The 17,538-nt window shown below is 40.1% G+C and carries 11 protein-coding genes; 1 reads left to right on the top strand and 10 read right to left on the bottom strand.

Translation table 11 applies throughout. From position 1 onward, the window contains the following. Positions 1-8: 8 nt before the first annotated feature. From ACFS6I_RS18595 to ACFS6I_RS18630, 8 genes are all read right to left on the bottom strand, one after another. Complete coding sequence (locus tag ACFS6I_RS18595) at positions 9-1,478, bottom strand: aspartyl protease family protein (RefSeq protein WP_380922909.1); 1,470 nt, start codon at positions 1,476-1,478, stop codon at positions 9-11. 12 nt (positions 1,479-1,490) lie between these two features. Further along, the gene (locus ACFS6I_RS18600) at positions 1,491-3,020 is read right to left on the bottom strand and encodes a PKD-like family lipoprotein (protein WP_380922911.1); all 1,530 of its coding nucleotides are present in this window, start codon (positions 3,018-3,020) and stop codon (positions 1,491-1,493) included. 12 nt (positions 3,021-3,032) lie between these two features. Continuing rightward, positions 3,033-3,806: a DUF4843 domain-containing protein gene (locus tag ACFS6I_RS18605; protein WP_380922913.1), complete on the bottom strand. Its 774-nt coding sequence runs from the start codon at positions 3,804-3,806 to the stop codon at positions 3,033-3,035. A gap of 37 nt (positions 3,807-3,843) precedes the next feature. After that, complete coding sequence (locus tag ACFS6I_RS18610; protein ID WP_380922915.1) at positions 3,844-5,283, bottom strand: RagB/SusD family nutrient uptake outer membrane protein; 1,440 nt, start codon at positions 5,281-5,283, stop codon at positions 3,844-3,846. Between the two features lie 4 nt (positions 5,284-5,287). Further along, positions 5,288-8,626 carry a SusC/RagA family TonB-linked outer membrane protein gene (locus ACFS6I_RS18615; RefSeq protein WP_380922917.1) on the bottom strand — a complete coding sequence of 1,113 codons (3,339 nt, stop codon included), beginning with the start codon at positions 8,624-8,626 and terminating at the stop codon, positions 5,288-5,290. Between the two features lie 305 nt (positions 8,627-8,931). Beyond that, complete coding sequence (locus tag ACFS6I_RS18620) at positions 8,932-10,065, bottom strand: FecR family protein (protein ID WP_380922919.1); 1,134 nt, start codon at positions 10,063-10,065, stop codon at positions 8,932-8,934. A gap of 80 nt (positions 10,066-10,145) precedes the next feature. Then, a complete protein-coding gene (locus ACFS6I_RS18625; RefSeq protein ID WP_380922921.1) occupies positions 10,146-10,718 on the bottom strand; it encodes an RNA polymerase sigma factor in 573 nt (190 codons plus the stop codon). 148 nt (positions 10,719-10,866) lie between these two features. Beyond that, positions 10,867-12,174, bottom strand: coding sequence for a replication-associated recombination protein A (locus ACFS6I_RS18630; protein ID WP_132769894.1), 1,308 nt, complete (start codon positions 12,172-12,174; stop codon positions 10,867-10,869). A gap of 203 nt (positions 12,175-12,377) precedes the next feature. On the opposite strand from ACFS6I_RS18630, the gene ACFS6I_RS18635 reads away from it, so the two are divergent. Beyond that, positions 12,378-13,955 carry a DUF3843 family protein gene (locus tag ACFS6I_RS18635; protein WP_380922923.1) on the top strand — a complete coding sequence of 526 codons (1,578 nt, stop codon included), beginning with the start codon at positions 12,378-12,380 and terminating at the stop codon, positions 13,953-13,955. Positions 13,956-14,024: 69 nt separating this feature from the next. On the opposite strand, the gene ACFS6I_RS18640 is transcribed toward ACFS6I_RS18635, so the two are convergent. After that, entirely contained in the window at positions 14,025-15,443 is a 1,419-nt protein-coding gene (locus ACFS6I_RS18640; RefSeq protein WP_380922924.1) for an arylsulfatase, read from the bottom strand. A 312-nt stretch (positions 15,444-15,755) separates the two neighbouring features. Beyond that, the gene (locus ACFS6I_RS18645) at positions 15,756-17,537 is read right to left on the bottom strand and encodes a RagB/SusD family nutrient uptake outer membrane protein (RefSeq protein WP_380922925.1); all 1,782 of its coding nucleotides are present in this window, start codon (positions 17,535-17,537) and stop codon (positions 15,756-15,758) included. Position 17,538: the final 1 nt, after the last annotated feature.

The raw sequence follows: 17,538 nt of genomic DNA on the forward strand, positions 1-17,538 counted from the left end.
GTTGAGATTTAGATGGAAATAATACTTTTATCTTCCAATTGTACATGGATCGCGCTTTCTTTTCCCTGTATTTCCGCAATCAAAGCTGGTTTTTTTTGAAGTTGATCAACAGAATAACTCCCGATAGCGACTATATGTGCACCGGGTTTTAATTCGGAGGACGCCCCCCCTCCAAGTGTTCCGAGCATCTTTAGTTTACCTTGATTGTCCCAACCGAACTGATACGTTTTGAGGATAAAATCCTGCGGAAACCCATGCAGTTTATTGGGGCTGAAATGAATTTCATTTGCAGCCAGATTGATCGTCATATTATAACGACTGATGAGACGCACACCAATAGAACCATCAGCGCCAGGATTCCAGTTTTCATTTTGGGAACTCCCCCCCATCAAGGTGATTGGTAATCCAGACATTGCAGGTAAGGGAGAAATTGCAAACTGATGGCTTCTCCCAATAAAAGTAGGCGATGAAATCCCCATGCTTACGGTAGAAGCCTGTGCCTCGGGTTTAAATCCACTCACAAGCAGTTTATTTTTTCGTACAAATGGTCGAAAACAAATCAGATCATAAGATGCACCCGTATCAAAAACAAATTGACCTGGGTGACTTTTCCCTGCTACAATATCGAGCTGCCCCGGAACGATCATCACACCCGAAGGCATGCTGACAGGCACTGTTGTTCCTTTCTCTTTGTAATCGAAATCGCCGAAATCATAAAGTGAAATCACATTCTTGTCGTAGTCAATATGCGTAATGTACTGACGGATCAAACTATTGCCGATCAGTCCATCGCCTTCCCTCCCCATTTCCGGAAAAATTGCGATCCCCTGTCCTGACAAATGAAGCGTGTCCAGTTGAATCGTATTTTGGTCCGAAACTTTGATTTTTGCATTTCCACCTACCATCGACGCATTGTTTTCACGCGTTACTTTTAATCCCAGCTCGTCAGCCAGTTGCTGGCTAACAGCCATTCCATCTGCTCCGGTATCAAATAGGAGATTTAATGGACGTCGAAAATCATTGATTTTGACCTGCAGATAGATCGATCCATTTTTATTTTCAAAAGGAATGACAGCCCGCAATCTGGGATTAGTAGCCCTTTTCATTCCATAAAGCTGATCAAATAATGTAATATGAACCAGCTTGCCTTCGCTATTAAGCAAGACATCCGTTTTTGTTTTCTTTCCCCCTTTTTCGGTTATTTCCACCGCATAAAGCTGCCCTTTATCCGTTTTCTTGTTGGAAATTACAGCAATAGCTTCAGCAGGATAATTTTTAATGATCTGCTGCAACCTAAATTGGGCACCTGTACCTGTGTGCCCAGCCACAGCGAAATTGTCTGCCAATGTGGCCACGAGATCCGTATGATCTTTTTTAAGAAAAGCATGCTGCAATTGCTCATCAAAAGGCCTTCTAGGCTGCGCGAATCCTATACCGATAGTGAAGGCGGATAGGATTGTTAATATGTATTTTTTCATGGCTATTCCTTTTTATTCGCGGTAAGAAACATCTGCAATTTTTCCAAATCCACTATAGGATTCGGTCAATTTTGCCGTTCCGCCTAAACTGATTTCATAAAACTCCATCTTCCCTGAAGTATTGGGTTGACTTGGATCGTAGCTGCAGATCATCAATTTCTTTGAAAAATCGATATACCGTGGATCAGCTCTACTTTTTACCAACTTTTGATATTTCATTAGGCTAATTTTCCGATTTCCTAAATCAAGTAACATCGTGTATTTTTTACCGAACGGATCATATTGATATACTTGACTTCCGATCGTATAAATAAGAGATCCGAATACGGGATCAACAGCATAGCTATTCGCTTGATCAATCTGATGGGTATTGCTTACAACATCAAATGCCAAGGGCGTAAAGGTGGAGCTGCTGTGTACAAACCTTAATAATTTGATTTGACTGGTACTGCTATTTTTTAATAAGGCGTAAAATTGATTGGTAGCGGTTAATGCTCTTTCCATGTACAACAAGTCCATACCAACTTGATCGGGCGTAAAAATCTCTGGTTGCGAAGAACTAGGTTGCAGTAGTGTATAATTGGTGCCAGAATGCACGAGAAATCTTTTGTTGTCCTGATCAAAAACGACAGCATAGGCACTTGATCCGCCGTAAAACTCGGCAATATATTTCGATATATTCAGCCGCGCTCCACCACTAACTCGATTTAACGTCGGTCCATATAAGAAGTTCTGTGTGACATTTTCACCCATCAAGATGCCATCACTACCTAAAATATAGCATAGAAAGGGATTTTGCGATCGAATAACCTCGGCATGGTATGTAGCAGATGTAGGATGGTTGACTTCAAAACGCAGGTTACGATAATCCGTCCAAGTTTGGATCTCATTATTAAAACTCAAGGTCATTTGATCTGTCCCAACATAAACACGGTTTGAATACTTACTTGTGAAAGGATCGCGGTTATGGAGATAATAAACCAGCTTTGGCTTTCCTTCCATTTGCACATCGCTGAATGTGCTCAAAATATCGGAATAAGGAACATATTTTTGTTGAATGCTGTTGTAGTTTAGCATATCCAGTCGGGCCTTACCATCTATATCATTTAACACGAGCCAGCCATTACTCAATTCGGAAGTAACACTGAGCTTGGAGATGTGTTGATAGCGATAGTTATTTTTCTTATTTTGAATACGGAAATACAAATCATATTCCCCTGGAGATAATGTAATCGTCGTATCTAAATTGAGCTGATTCCCCAAAAACTTCTTTTTGTCCGCATTAAGTACATTGGAAGCTGCGTTTATGGTAAACCATTCAAAAGTATATTCATCGGCGTTAAATGCAGCACCATCCGAAAACTTGATGACGGGTTTAATAACAAATTCCTTTTGATTGAAAGCTTGATAAGTCGAGTCGACACCCGTAAATTGAATTTCACTTAATTCACTGTAGGTATAGTTCCCTAAATCCTTATTACATGATAAAAGACTGAATGTAAATAGGAACATCAGTAATATTGCTTTAAGATTCTTTTTCATAATTCGATCTTTTTACTGTAAATAAACACCTACTGTCATCGGGAGACCATCTTCATCTAGAACAGGAGTACCTGCTGCCTGCATTTCTTCAAAATAGGATTTGAGCCCATAGCCCCACGCTAGGATAGCTGATGCTGAAGCCTGATAGCCGATTGCAGTTATTTCATCAAGATCCAATCCATACCGATCGATTAATAATTTCAATTTCTTGCCTGAAAATTTACCAAGATAGCCATTGACAATACTTGCTGTCGTTGATTGGGTAGCATCCCAAAACCAGGGGGTACCTGCGATATCATTGGCCCAAAAAGTGAATGTGGTAAAATATTTTATTTGTTCATTTGCTCCCGTTCCAATCAGCTGGCTATTCATCGCCGTCTTAAAATGCGCATTACTTTCCAGTTGCAGAAAGAGCGTTAGGTTTTTCTCTTTTAATTCTACGGTGCGGTTTAACATTAAAAAAAGGGTATCATTCATCTGCCCGGCTTTAATGTTAAAACTGCGGTCAAGGAATTCAAAATCCCGACCTTCCTTTAAATCACTACTGGGATCGATCGACAATTTATAGGGTCGGTCCGTAGACTGTATGCCTCCCATAGAAGCTACAATAATTGAATAAACAGCATTTTTCTCCGCAGGATCCATATATCCGAAAGAAAAATTGCCGTTATCTTTTGGTTCATAAATATTATTTCGAATGGCTCCTTGAAAATATATCGCTGGATTTCCGGAGTACACTTCCAAAGGTTCCTGCTTACATGAAAACAAAAACAAAATTGTTATCATGCATAAAATTGTATGTAAATTTCGCATCATCTTAAATTTATCTAGGGTCTGTTTCAGATAGCGGTATCGGAAAGGTATAGTTGTCCTGACTAACAGCTTTATTAGTAGTCGTTGCTCCACTGATGGTACGCAGATCATTACGTTTATAGTAATACCAGAGCTGACCTTCTCCATAAAATTCCTTACGGTATTCCTTTTTAATATTATCCATCAGATTGACCTCGGTCGATAATATTTCGCAATTTCTGTTCTGTCGCAATTCGTTTAAATAAGCAAGTCCTTTTGTAGGATTGGGTTCACATTCTGCAGCGATCAAAAACACTTCACTAAGACGGATTCCGGGGATCGTATAGCGATAATTACGATAATTGATATTGGACAGATCTTTGTACTTTAAAAACACAGGATAGGTTTTACCTCCGTCGACCCGCCAGGATGAAGAATAGCGATAATCATTTTCCCAATTTTCGTAAACCTGATTAATAAAACGGGGAGTCGTGCCGGCGCTTAAAATCGTATTATCAGCGAGTGATGGATTGAAAAGAACATCATAACTGTTATAAAGAAGTGGGCTTTCAAAAGCAAAAAGCAGTTCCATTGAAAAAACTCGATTGATAATCGATAATTCACTTAAATCACTGGATTTTACCCATGGAAATTTACTTTTAGCCTCGATTACCGTTGTTGCGGCTTTCAATGCCTCGTTTTTATTTCCGGCATACAACTGAACACGTGCCTGTAGACCCTTGACTGCAAAATAATTGAAATGATAGTTTCTAAATTGAAGAAATGGCTTATTCCCAACATCAATTGTCCCTACAGTCTGGTCAACCTTCGTTAAGCTTAAAACAGGATCGTGCTTAAGCAATAAAGCTTCAGATGCTTGGAGATCGGCTATTATTTTTTCCATTACAAACGAACTCTTCGAAAAGGGAGCTGCTTCATAACTGGTATTGGAATAATAAGGGATCAATTGCGCTTCTGGTTCTAAAGTATAGGCGGGAGCAAATAAGCGCAGGATATCAAAATAAATATAGGCACGTGATGCCAATGCTTCGCCACGCATCAGACTTAAGGTTTGCTCGTCCAAGGTAGAACCGTAAGTATCTAAATTTTCTAAAAAACGGTTAATATTGGTTATATTGACATACAAGTTTGACCAAATACCGTCTATAAGAGATTTTACATCTTTATCCGCATAATTGAAGTTGTTCAATTGCTTCCGTACTTCCAAATGGGTGGTGGAAATGTAATAGGTCTGCGCTAGGATATCAAGTGTTTCTAAACTTAATGAATGCCCATATAAGAACTTGTCTGCCATATTGAGATAAATACCGTTTAGCGCATCGTAAAACCCTTGTGGGGTTTTAAAGACTTCTTCCTCAATAAATTTATCTTCAGGCTTGACGTCCAACCACTTTTTGCAGCTACTGAAAAGAACGGTTAGTGCCAACAAAGGAATTAATATTTTTTTCATGATTTTATTTGAATGTTGCGTTAAGACTCAAGGATACCGAGCGTGTAAAAGGATAGGAAATACCGCGCTCTCGTCTAACTGTCGAAGTGTAGAAAATATCGTTCATGAGTGCATTAATACGGAGGTTAGATAATTTTACCTGATCAAGCCATCTTTTGTTCCGAAACTCATAACCAAATGTGATGGACTCGCCGCTAAATGAATTTTCACGTTGTATAAAGCGGGATGAAATCGGTGTTGTGGTCGTAATAGCAATTCCTTTGAATTGTGCTTCATCACCGGGCTGTTGCCAGCGATCATAAAGCGCACGTTTATCTTGGTTACTGTTGACAATTTCTTCTTCAGACATGTTCTCCACTTTATTAAACAGTGCGGTATTGAAATTGTCTTTCCTTATGATATAACGGACCATCACATTGGCGGTAAAACCTTTATAAGCCAGACTCGTCCGAAGAATTCCTTCGGCAAGTGGCTGTGCATTTCCAATCGCCTGAAGATTGTCTACATTATAATTAAAAGTTTGCTCTCCCGCTTTCGTTAAAAACACTTCTCTTCCTGTCGCTGGATCAATCCCCAAAGACGGAACTGCCCATAAGGTATTAGGACTATAACCATCGCGGTAGCGGATTAAAGCATTACTCTCCCGCATTTCTTGATTTAAAGAATTTAACTTATTGTCGAAATGGTCATATTTAGCCTTTAACATAGACCCTGTCAAGCCAAAAGTCAGAACAAAACGATCTTGTGGCCTATAAATAGGTGAATAATTAACGGTAGCTTCCAGCCCTTTATAATCTAAAGTACCTGCATTGAAAGGATAAGCTGATAAGCCGGTCGAAGAAGGAAGGGTTACAGCTACGACCAGAGGATCGGTAAACTTATCATAGGCATTTAATTGGAGATTTAATTTGTTACTAAATAAGGTTACATCCATACCGACACTCGTTTGTCGTGTACGTTGCCATTCCAGATCCGGTGCTCCCAATGCAACAAGTGAAATTCCCTGGCCAAAACGGTTCACGTCGGTATTATAATTAAAAACCGACTGGCTGACATTTCCGAAGTTTTGATTTCCGGTCACGCCGACATTTCCTCTTAAACGTAAGACATTGATCCAAGAAATACCCTTCATAAAACTTTCATGATGTGCATTCCAGCTGGCACCGAAAGAATAATAAGGCGAGAACAGATTGTTTGAACCAAAACTGGTCGAACCATCGACATTATAATTGACATCAACATTATATTTTTGAGCATAGGAATAGTTCACAGAACCGACCAGCGAAGTTCTCCTTGTTACACGGGTAGAAGCACTCGGTTTGGAATCTGTTTCAAAACCAAATGCAAAACTGGGGTTTCCATTACTTGCAGCAGGAAATCCAATAGCAGTATACCCATTCAACGTATTTTGGGTTTCACTGACCTCACCTCTTAAATTAGCCGTAATGGCGTGAACTTCATTTAGGACTTTTCCGTACGTCAACATGGCATTGGCTGTATAACCGAATGTTGACGCTTCACGATGTGTCAAACTTCCTTTTTTCCGGTTCTCTACATTTTGAAAGGAACTGTGTAAAGGCGAGAGGAATTTGTTCGTATTCGTTAATCCTTTACTGATCTGACCACTGGCTGTTAAGCGTAAAGCTGAATTAAAATCATAAGTCAGCATCAAATTATTATTGACAACATAGTTCTTGCCTTCATCAAAACTGGCCAGGTGCGCATCATACATTGGATTGAAAACTGACCAATAATAACCAAATGTCCGGGAGTTATCTTGATAGGCTAAATATTTTTCTGATGCAGGAAGAAATTCATAATAAGGGTTGGTATTCACCCAAGTTGAAAAGCTACCATAAGGTGATTCATTACTTTTATAGCCCGTTACAAAAGCTCTATTAGCGATGTTTAATTTTCCGGTTCGATAATTTAGATTCAGGTTAGCCCCCCAATCTTCTCTACCCGAACCTTTCATCGCTCCTTTGGTATCCTTATAATTAAGGCCAATATCAAACACAACCGCACCTTCCCCACCACGTGCACTTAAAGAGTGCCGATGAGAAAATCCATTTTGAATGGGTTTATCCAGCCAATAGGTATCGACACCTCTCAGCACTGTTGCTAAACGATCATTGTACAACTGATCCAGTTCCAATTGCTGGGATATGATATTATTACTCGCCGTAAAACGTCCTGACAATCTTTCAAACTCCAGTTTTTCAGTCGCATTCATCATGTTATAACTCGACAAATCTGGAACCTGCGATTGCATATCTGTGGTATACGATAAAATAACCTTTCCTGCTTTTGGCTTAATCGTTTCCACGACAATAACCCCATTGGAAGCGCGCGAACCGTAAATAGCAGTGGAGGCTGCATCTTTCAAAATCGTCACCGATTGGATAATATTCATATCCAGATCCATGATCGTTCTTAAATTGGTTTCGAACCCGTCTAATATAAATAGCGGCTGATTGGGATCAGTTGAAAATTCATCACGCAAATTGGAAGATGCAATACTGGTCTGTCCGCGAAGCTCTATAGTAGGCAACATATTAGGATTTGACCCCATAGCATTATTCTCGATCTGAATAAAAGAAGGATCGAGAGCACGTAAGCTGGCAACAATATTCTGGTTGTTGACCATCTTGAGTTCTTCACCTGTAAAAGTTGCTGTTGCACCAGAGAAACTCTCCTTTTTACGGGTCATCATCCCAGTTACCACCACCTCATCCATGGCATTATCTTTCTTCTTTAACTTGATCAGCATATTACCACCGTTCAGGTTAGCTTTTACCTCCTGGTTTTCAAATCCAACAAAAGAAACAACAAGTGTCTCATTCAAAGCGGTAATAGGAAGGGTAAAGGAACCGTCTTCAAGAGAGGTAACGACTTTTTTAGGATCATCCTTTAGACGGATTGTGGCACCTGCAATAGCTTGATTGTTATCATCGATGACTTTACCTTTAATGAACTGCTGTCTAACTTGATGAAAGGGATCAGTAAGATGAAATGTAGCCGAAGGGGAAATGGTCCTGACACGATCTTTTTTCTTGATAACCACAGTCTTATCAAAAAAATGATAGGTTAAATTAACATCCTCCAAAATACTGTTCAGTGCTTGGCGTAAAGGGATATTCTGGAGGTCAACAGAAAGGTTTTCCAATGGAGCGACTTCAGCTTTTTTGTAAAAAAAACTATAACCGCTTTGCTTCTCAAGGTCCTTTAAGATGGATTCAAGGTTTACTTTTTGCTTCTTTAGGCTCACCTGCTGCGCATAGCTATGTGCATCCACTTGGGACAAACCTAACCCTAAAAGTAAGGTTATTAAGTTGATTCTCATTAGGGATTTGGGTAAAGGCCGCGCAAAGAAAGGGACTGTTTTTTCGGTCATCCTATGTTTCGGACTATTTTGCAAAAGCCACGAAGTAAGGCACCGAAAATCTTTCTCCCCTTTGCTAGACGGAGTTCGCGTAATTTTCATTAAATTCGTTTGTTTGGTTAATGTTGTTAGTTTTTTCACAAAATCGATACGTAAAGCCAAATCTTATTGCGGGTTCTGTTGGAGCAGAATCCGCTTTTTATTGACTTATACTTACAAGTATCAGGTTATCATGTCCAGGTTTTTCATATTGGCTTTAAGTTTGGTTAAGTAATAATAAGGTGAATGCGGTTTCCAGAACCGACAACTGCTTTAGTCTTTAAATCAGCAAAATTTAAGAGTTCTATTAATTTATCTAAACTGATATTTCTTGGAATTTTCCCACTGTATTGAGGTCCTCGGTCAATACGCTCATAGCTGACATCAATATCATACCAGCGGGCAATTTCTTGCATCACTGCAGCCGTGTTGGTGCCATCAAAACAGAACTGCCCTCTTTTCCAACCGAGCACATCTTCCATATTTACAGCAGCAGCAACCAGCTTTCCTTGTACTGTCTGTGCCTTTTCATTCGGTTTCAGATGAACAGACTGCCCTATATCTTTACGCGAAACAACAACAGAGCCTTCTTCTAAAGCTGTTTGTATCTGCTCTTTTGCATAGGCATTAACATTGAACTTCGTTCCTAATACTTCGGTCTGCTCTTGACCAGCTTTAACGATAAATCGAGCTTTATTTGTTGTTTTCTGCACATGAAAATAGGCTTCTCCTTCTAACTCCACCACGCGATCTCCACCTTCAAAAGAGGAAGGATAAATTAATTTAGAATCTGCATTTAAACTCACGAGCGTTCCATCAGATAACATGAGGTCATAAGTCGCCCCTTTGGGAGTATATAGGGTATTTCGTTGTACCTGCTGTTTTCCTGTGACAACATCCCGATAACTAACTTTGCCTTGAGCATCTTTACTAATAACTGTTCCCCCAACCTGCACACTTTGATTTAAGGCCAATTGATCTAGATTAATCTGTTGCCCATCAGCCAAAGTTATTATAGCTGTTTCATGGCCTGGGGGAATGGAGGCTAGTAGAGATTTTGAGGCTTCTTGTTCTGTAACAGGCCAATAACGGACGACTAGAAATCCAATCATCAAGATGGCCGCAGCAACACTGCTGTATCGTACAATACGTGAAATGCGAATACTTTTCTGGCTCTTATTAATCGTGCTTAATAACCGTCTTCGGGTATTTTTACGCATTTCGATCAACTCTTGTTCACCTCGTTCTTGCTCAGACGGAAGCGCATCCATCCAGTCAAAAAGTGCTCTTCGCTCCTGCGGGCTCTCTTGCCTGTTTAAAAATAACGTGATTAACTTATAGATATGCTTCACTTGTTTCATAAGGGGCATCAAATTGATGGTCAGTTATAATACAAGTGTCGAAAACTAGGGGTAGCTTCTACTCGGAAAATGATTTTTTTTTAAAAAATTAAAAAAACATGAAATAGGTGACTTGTGACAGCTCTTAAACGTTTGATAGCCTTATTGATATGCTTCTCAACTGTAGACTCAGAAATATTCAATTTTGCGGCAATCTCCTTATTGCTCAAAAACTCCTCCCGGCTTAATTTGAAAACTTCGCGACATTTTTCTGGCAGGTTTTCAACCTCATTGGCCACGGTATCCAACATATACCGATAATATAATTGATCTTCTAAGGGCAGGCTGTCATCGAATAGATCAACATCACGAATATCCTGCTGATTGCCCTGTTTGAGCTGCTGTCTAAAATGTGCAAGCATCAAGTAACGACAAGAGGAATACAGATAAGCAGGTAAAGAAACAATTTCAACAATTTTAGCTCTGTTGTTCCATAAGGAGAGGAAAAGGTCATGCAGGATATCTTCTGCTGTCTGAGGGTTTGAAATTTTTTTGCTAATGTGCCTGATCAAGTCTGCCGAATAGTAGTCATATATAATGGCGAATGCCTGTTGATCTCCTTCTCCAATACGAATCAGAAGTTCTTCAAAGTTATGTCCATCAATATGTTTCATAGTAAATGTAGCGGCGGTAAACATACAAAATATTTAACATTTCCTTAACAAAAACAGTTCAGGTAAAAGTAGAAATTGCATTTTACTGCCTGTTTTATTTTAATTCAATAAAACAGGCATATGCACTGCTGCTGCCACTACACCAAGATTAATACCGATATTTTTCCTTCCACTTATCGCGTAATCCTTGTCTTAACTTTTCTTCCTGTGGGTTTTTACCGGGATCGTATAAAGTCATACCGCTCAGTTGGTCGGGCAAAAATTCCTGCAGAACAAAATTTCCCGGATATGCGTGTGCGTATTTATATTCGGCTCCATAGTTGAGCTCTTTCATCAATTTAGTCGGCGCATTTCGCAAATGAAGGGGTACGGAAAGGTCTCCCGTTTGCTTCACGATAGCTTGTGCCTTATTGATTGCTTCGTAAGAGGCATTACTTTTTGGAGAGCTTGCCAAGTAAGTAACGGCCTGCGCCAAAATAATCCTCGATTCCGGCCATCCGATGACATTAACAGCTTGGAAGCAGGTATTCGCTAAGAGTAACGCATTGGGATTAGCATTACCGATATCTTCAGAAGCCAATATCAAGAGACGACGAGCAATGAAAGAAGGATCTTCCCCCCCTTCGATCATACGTGCCAGCCAATAAATAGCCGCATTGGGATCTGACCCACGGATCGATTTAATAAAAGCAGATATAATATCGTAATGTTGCTCGCCTGTCTTATCGTAAATAGCCATATTCTGCTGTACCTGCTTCAGCACAAATGCATTGGTAATCGGTTCATGATGCAGTACCGCAGCATTACTGACCAGTTCAAGCACATTTAAAAGCTTACGGGCATCACCACCTGACAGACGTAAAATAGCTTCATATTCTTCAATCTCAATGTTCAATGCTTTGAGGTATTCGTCTTCATGTAAGGATTTCTCCACTAAACCAATCAGGTCCTCGGAACTTAAGTGTTCAAGAACATAAACTTGGCAGCGCGATAGTAGTGCAGATATGACTTCGAAAGATGGATTTTCTGTCGTTGCCCCGATAAGCGTCACTAAGCCCCGTTCAACAGCCCCTAATAAAGAATCCTGTTGTGATTTAGAAAAACGGTGGATCTCATCAATAAACAGAATGGGTTGCTCCTGATTAAAATTCATAGCCGCTTGTTCCTGATTTAAATTCATCAGTCGCTCTGCTTTATCAATAACTTCGCGAATATCTTTCACACCGGCCTGAATAGCACTTAAGGAAAAGAAGGGACGCCCCAATTCTTTGGCCATCAAGAGTGCAAGGCTGGTCTTACCAACTCCCGGAGGTCCCCAAAGTAACATGGAAGGAATATTTTTTTGCTGGATGGCATGATATAATACCGCATCGTGACCGATAATATGTTGCTGTCCAACATAATCTTCCAATTTCTTGGGACGCATGCGCTCTGCCAGTGGAATTCGTGTAGCCATAGATCAAAAGTAAGAAGATATTGCCAAATGTCCATTTACTTCACAATCAATTTATGGAATTCAAAAATTTGGTTATTTTTGGATGAGCATTGAATCGATACAACCCACATGAGCTGAAACAGCTCTTTAATACTTGGCTTAGGATAGCTTCATTGCCCGAAAAATAAACCGAGTGAAACGAGCTCATTTAATGATTAATTTTAATGAAAAAAAACCGCATTTATATACAGGATTGGCTAGGACAGCACCCTTATCAAGGAAGATCGGATGCCGATCGTTTTTATTTAGAAGTAGCCAATGATATACAGGATGCCTTAAATACACTTTGGTTTGATGAAGAAGAAACCGATGCCCTGATCAGACCTGAAATGATTAAAACACTTAGTGTTTATTTGACGTGCTATCTGGAGGATGTGGTTTCCGGAACAAAACTTTTCGATGCTTTCCGAAAAGAGCACCAGGCACTTTATGGAAAGATGCTCCCTTTTTTCGAAGATGCGGCATTAACAGACTATTACCCGGAAGATATCAATCCACAAGATGTATTAGTCCTTTCATGGCTGTTTTTTAGCGAGCGTAATCCACACCTTTTCTTGGATAAGGAAGGTCGTTTACTGGCTTTGGTGACCGATCTAGCTTATGCTGTTTTGGAAGAATATTATGAGACTGCACCTGAAAATACGCTGTTACAAAAAGAGTATACACTGGCTACAGATGCCAATTATCTTGAAGTACGCAACTATGCTGAGAAGGTAATTGCAACCAACTACATCACCGGTGGTTATTATTATAACAGTTTGATGCAGCATATGGATATCGCTGACTTAGGACGCTATCAGCACGACCCGGCCTACTTAAATCAAATGACTTTCCGTGTTCGAGACAATCATTTCACTTTTTTCCGCCTGCACTTATTAGCGCTGAGATCCTGTGAATTTGTTGCTTCGACTGTAGATACTAACCATCCGCAACATCAGAATTTAAGAACCATCGGCAACAGAATTGATAGCTTTTTTGAATTTAAAAAAGTGGAAGAGGGCCGTTTAGAATTGAAACACCTGACAACTGGAGAAATTTTCTTGGTCAATCAAAATTCGATTCAGAACTTTCAGGAACCTACTGCTGATCAACTCTTCTATATGGAGATTGTACCATGGGAAGGGACCTGGAACCTATCGGGTATGATGTCTGCTGTCGAAAGGGATCAGATTGACTTAACTTCCGATCAGGAAATGGATCAAGCATATGTTGTCGAAGCATTGCACGGAAAAACAACACTTATCGAAAAGGCGGCACAACAAGTTGCAGACCTGAAGGAGCTGTTTGTTAAAAAACATCAGGGTCAGCTGGCATTTATGGAAGAATCTGAAATCAGCAACTATATCCGCGATCTGACCAATACATACCGCGAGCAGGTGGGATTACCGCCAATCGAAGAGGTTGCAAATCCGAATGAGGCAAGAGCTATTCCAGTTACAGCATTCTATAATTCGAAAATAGGTCTAGAATTTTTCGGCGGAATAGAAACGCTATTCCCGCTTCAGAATAATCCATACTATGTAGAAAATGAAAACGAACCGATCAGTTATGCGCAAAATCTATTGCAGCTCCTGGTTCAGAAATTTTACTCCGTTGGGCTTGTACAACATTATTACGAATTATACGAAAAGGAAATCAATGAGCAGTTTTTCTATCCACTAAACAGTGAAACGATTGATTTTCTGATCCGTTTCTATAAAAGCGAAACCTATCATCAACAGCCACATGTGATGATTAGATAGTAAAGAGGTGACAAGTAAAGTAGTAACGAAGTACATAATTGCTTCGTTACTACGTCACGATTTACTTCATTACTTAGAAACTAAAGGAAAATCACGCGTTTCCACATGTGCTTTTGCAATGATTTCACGTAATTCTTCAACTTTTTTCACATTACTTGTCGCTAAGTTATTTTGCTCTTTCGGGTCTAATTTTAGATTATACAGTTCAGCAACAGGATTTCCACTTCTCACTTTCTGCAAAATCAATTTCCAGTCACCTTGGCGCACCGCTTGACGGCCGCCATCTTCATGAAATTCCCAATATAGGTAATCATGCTGCTTTTGCTTTTTAGGTTTTCCCAATAATGTCGGAACAAAAGAAAGACCGTCTGTATATTGTGGTTTACCTGCTTTTGCCACTTCAGCTAAAGTCGGCAGGACATCCCAGAATGCTCCTAAATAATTGGAGGTAGTGCCAGGAGCAACTTTTCCTTGCCAATAAACAATGAAAGGAGTTTTTACACCACCCTCATATAGATCACGTTTATACCCCCGTAAACCTGCCGAACTGTTGAAAAAGTCGGGATCTGCACCACCTTCACGATGCGCACCATTGTCACTTGTAAAAACGATAATCGTATTATCTAACAAATTTAAGTCCTTCAGCTTCGCAACAATCTGTCCAACCTGCGCATCCATACGGCTTACCATACTGGCGTAAGTAGCTCTTGGCTTAGCAACAGAAGCATATCCTGGAATCGTAGCTTTTGGTCCGTAGTCATTTCCTTTATGTGCTTTTTCTTCAAACTTGTTGGCATATTGTTCATAATATTGATCATCAGGACCAGACAACTCGGCATGAGGCAGTACAGTGGGAACATATAAGAAAAATGGCTTATCCTTATTGTTATCAATAAATTCCAATGCTTTTTCTTGGATCAATTCAGGAGCATACTGCCCTTTTGCCAATAAACCGTTACCCTCAAGCTCAATACGCTCTTGATTATGCCACAAGTGTGTCGGATAATAACGGTGCGATTGACGCTGGCAGTTGTAGCCATAAAATTCATCAAAACCTTTATTACGAGGCGATCCATAGGTATCCACCATACCAAGACCCCATTTTCCGAATGCACCAGTCGCGTAACCTGCTTTTTGCAGTAACATAGCAATAGTCTGTACCGAATCGGCTAAAGGTTGCTGTCCTTCTGGTTCCAATTCCTTATTACCCCTCACAGGCGTATGGCCAGTATGTTGTCCCGTCATCAGTGCAGATCGGGATGGGGCACAGACCGAAGTTCCTGCATAAAAATTATCAAAACGCATCCCCTCTTTTGCTAAGGCATCCAGATGTTTCGTTTCAATAATCTGTTGCCCATAAGCTCCCAAATCTCCATAACCCAGGTCATCTGCCATTATGAAGACAATATTTGGGCGATCGGTTTTCTTTTGTGCTATTGCGATACTACTCAGTGCAAAAAATAACGCAAATAGTGCTGGTTTTTTCATTTTAGTGGTTTTTTTTATAATTCATGCCCTTAGTTTTATACACAAAAATTAAGAGACATCTTAGACATAGATAATGTTGAAGCAAAAATCTTACTGCTCACCTAGATTGCAAATCATCCATATAAATTAAAAATTCCTATAGACGATCAAGATCCGAAAGTAAAAAATAGATATGAAAGCTTAAAATAGCATGCTGTAAAAGCGATCGGTTACTATCAAAAAGTTACAATCAACGTACGTTACGCCCTTCAAAAGCTATTCAAAATTTATTCCTCTTCCCTAAAAATTCATAAGGAAGAGGAATGAGATTTTTTACCAGTCCGGATTCTGTTTCAAATTGGTGTTTAAAACCAACTCTGCAGCTGGTATAGGATATAAGTAGTAATGTGGTAAAAAAGGACCAGGTGTCTTTCCTTCATATGAAATATACCCCTGAGACTGATTATTTTCAATCGGTATAGGGGCATTTGCAGGTACGTCTACACCTTTTGTAATGTAACGTCCCCGCTTTAAGGCAACCGCATAGTCCATTTTCTTCCAACGGCGCAGGTCATCAAAACGGAAACCCTCTCCCATAAGCTCCACAGCTCGTTCCCGACGGATCTCCCAGAGTGCAGGTGCAACATTAGCATCGCGTGTGGGATCGACAGGGATGCTGCCCAACTGTAGTGGAGCAACCCCACCCCTCGCGCGCAAAGGATTGATCGTTTTATCCACCAACGATTGGTCCAATTCACCCAGTTCATATTTCGCTTCAGCGTAAGAAATCAATACTTCTCCCATTCTGAATATTGGCGCATCATTGATATCCTGATTTTGAATCCGTTGAATTTTATTACTGAATTTATAGAAGCGATACCCCGTAAAACTCACACTGAACGGTTGACCTAGATTGTTGTCGACAAAATGAGGTTCCTGCTTTAAAATAAGACCTTCCCAGTTCATCCAAGGAAGCATCTTCCGCTTATCAACGGATAATTGTGCCATCAGGTCAATATATTCACGGTCTTTAACATCTGCTGTATGCGTCCAGGTATAAGTAGGATGTTTAGCTTCAACTTTATAAGGAGGCGGTATCGTAAAATACAGTCTCCGGTCACGATTACGGAACTCGTCATACGGGTTTTTATCGCCATCAAATTGCGGACTTGACCAGCGTGTCTGACCATCTTTCATCAGATATAGATCGACCGCAGCCTTTGTTAAATCCCAACGTCCAGCAGAATTACGCGCAAGAGAAGCTAAGGAATGCATAATCTGGTTCTGCTCGTACTGCTTATACAGCAATACTTCAGGAACTTGAGCTAAAGATTCGCTATTAAACAACTGGTCATAATCATTGAACAACGGAATATTAGCGCCCATCAACTTGGCTCCTGCCTCTGCTGATAAACGTAGATATTTATCTGCTTGAGCAAGCTGATGATATTTACGCCAGGTACCCTCTCGTAGACCAAAACGAACAGTTAAGGCAAGCACGACATTTTTATTAATGGTATTCGGACCATCACCGTTTACTTTAATATTCTCAGAGGCATAATTGAGTAATCCTTCAATTTTTGTAGCCAGTTCATCCCGTGTACTTGGAGTTCCATAAAGCACTTCTTTGTCACCATCATTGATCGCATGCTCTACCCAGATCGCTGTTCCATATTTATTTAACAGGTCCATATACTGGTAAGCTTTAAAGAAATAACCAATACTGCGAATATGTTTTTTTTCTACTTCAGTCAGATTTGTTGCTTGATCGATATTATCCAAAAGAATATTGATCGAACGAATCTGTGTAAAGGGATCACTGTAATCACTCGATTTAGAAGGCACGACCACCCTTTGCCATAACCAATCGGAAGTCGCATTGGCATTGGCATTAGCAAAAAGATCGCCGTTGACTTCTGCGTTGGGAGCTGATCCATTATACCCCGGGAAAGTACCGTAGAATTGCCAAGCGTAAGAAATAAAATTATTATAATTAGAGAAGGTGCTATTCTCCGTTAGACTCCCCTCGGGCTCTAAATCCAAAAGATTTGAGCAGCTCAGAATAGAGCCACTAAGACACAGCCCTAATGTATATAGTATGATTCTTTTTTTCATT

The organism is Sphingobacterium anhuiense, from assembly GCF_042686355.1.
Taxonomy (GTDB): domain Bacteria; phylum Bacteroidota; class Bacteroidia; order Sphingobacteriales; family Sphingobacteriaceae; genus Sphingobacterium; species Sphingobacterium anhuiense.

Coding starts and splice junctions, on each gene's coding strand:
- ACFS6I_RS18600 (WP_380922911.1), bottom strand. CDS start 3,020: ATGAAAAAGAATCTTAAAGCAATATTACTGATGTTCCTATTTACATTC.
- ACFS6I_RS18605 (WP_380922913.1), bottom strand. CDS start 3,806: ATGATAACAATTTTGTTTTTGTTTTCATGTAAGCAGGAACCTTTGGAA.
- ACFS6I_RS18595 (WP_380922909.1), bottom strand. CDS start 1,478: ATGAAAAAATACATATTAACAATCCTATCCGCCTTCACTATCGGTATA.
- ACFS6I_RS18645 (WP_380922925.1), bottom strand. CDS start 17,537: ATGAAAAAAAGAATCATACTATATACATTAGGGCTGTGTCTTAGTGGC.
- ACFS6I_RS18615 (WP_380922917.1), bottom strand. CDS start 8,626: ATGAGAATCAACTTAATAACCTTACTTTTAGGGTTAGGTTTGTCCCAA.
- ACFS6I_RS18620 (WP_380922919.1), bottom strand. CDS start 10,065: ATGAAACAAGTGAAGCATATCTATAAGTTAATCACGTTATTTTTAAAC.
- ACFS6I_RS18625 (WP_380922921.1), bottom strand. CDS start 10,718: ATGAAACATATTGATGGACATAACTTTGAAGAACTTCTGATTCGTATT.
- ACFS6I_RS18610 (WP_380922915.1), bottom strand. CDS start 5,283: ATGAAAAAAATATTAATTCCTTTGTTGGCACTAACCGTTCTTTTCAGT.
- ACFS6I_RS18640 (WP_380922924.1), bottom strand. CDS start 15,443: ATGAAAAAACCAGCACTATTTGCGTTATTTTTTGCACTGAGTAGTATC.
- ACFS6I_RS18635 (WP_380922923.1), top strand. CDS start 12,378: ATGAAAAAAAACCGCATTTATATACAGGATTGGCTAGGACAGCACCCT.
- ACFS6I_RS18630 (WP_132769894.1), bottom strand. CDS start 12,174: ATGGCTACACGAATTCCACTGGCAGAGCGCATGCGTCCCAAGAAATTG.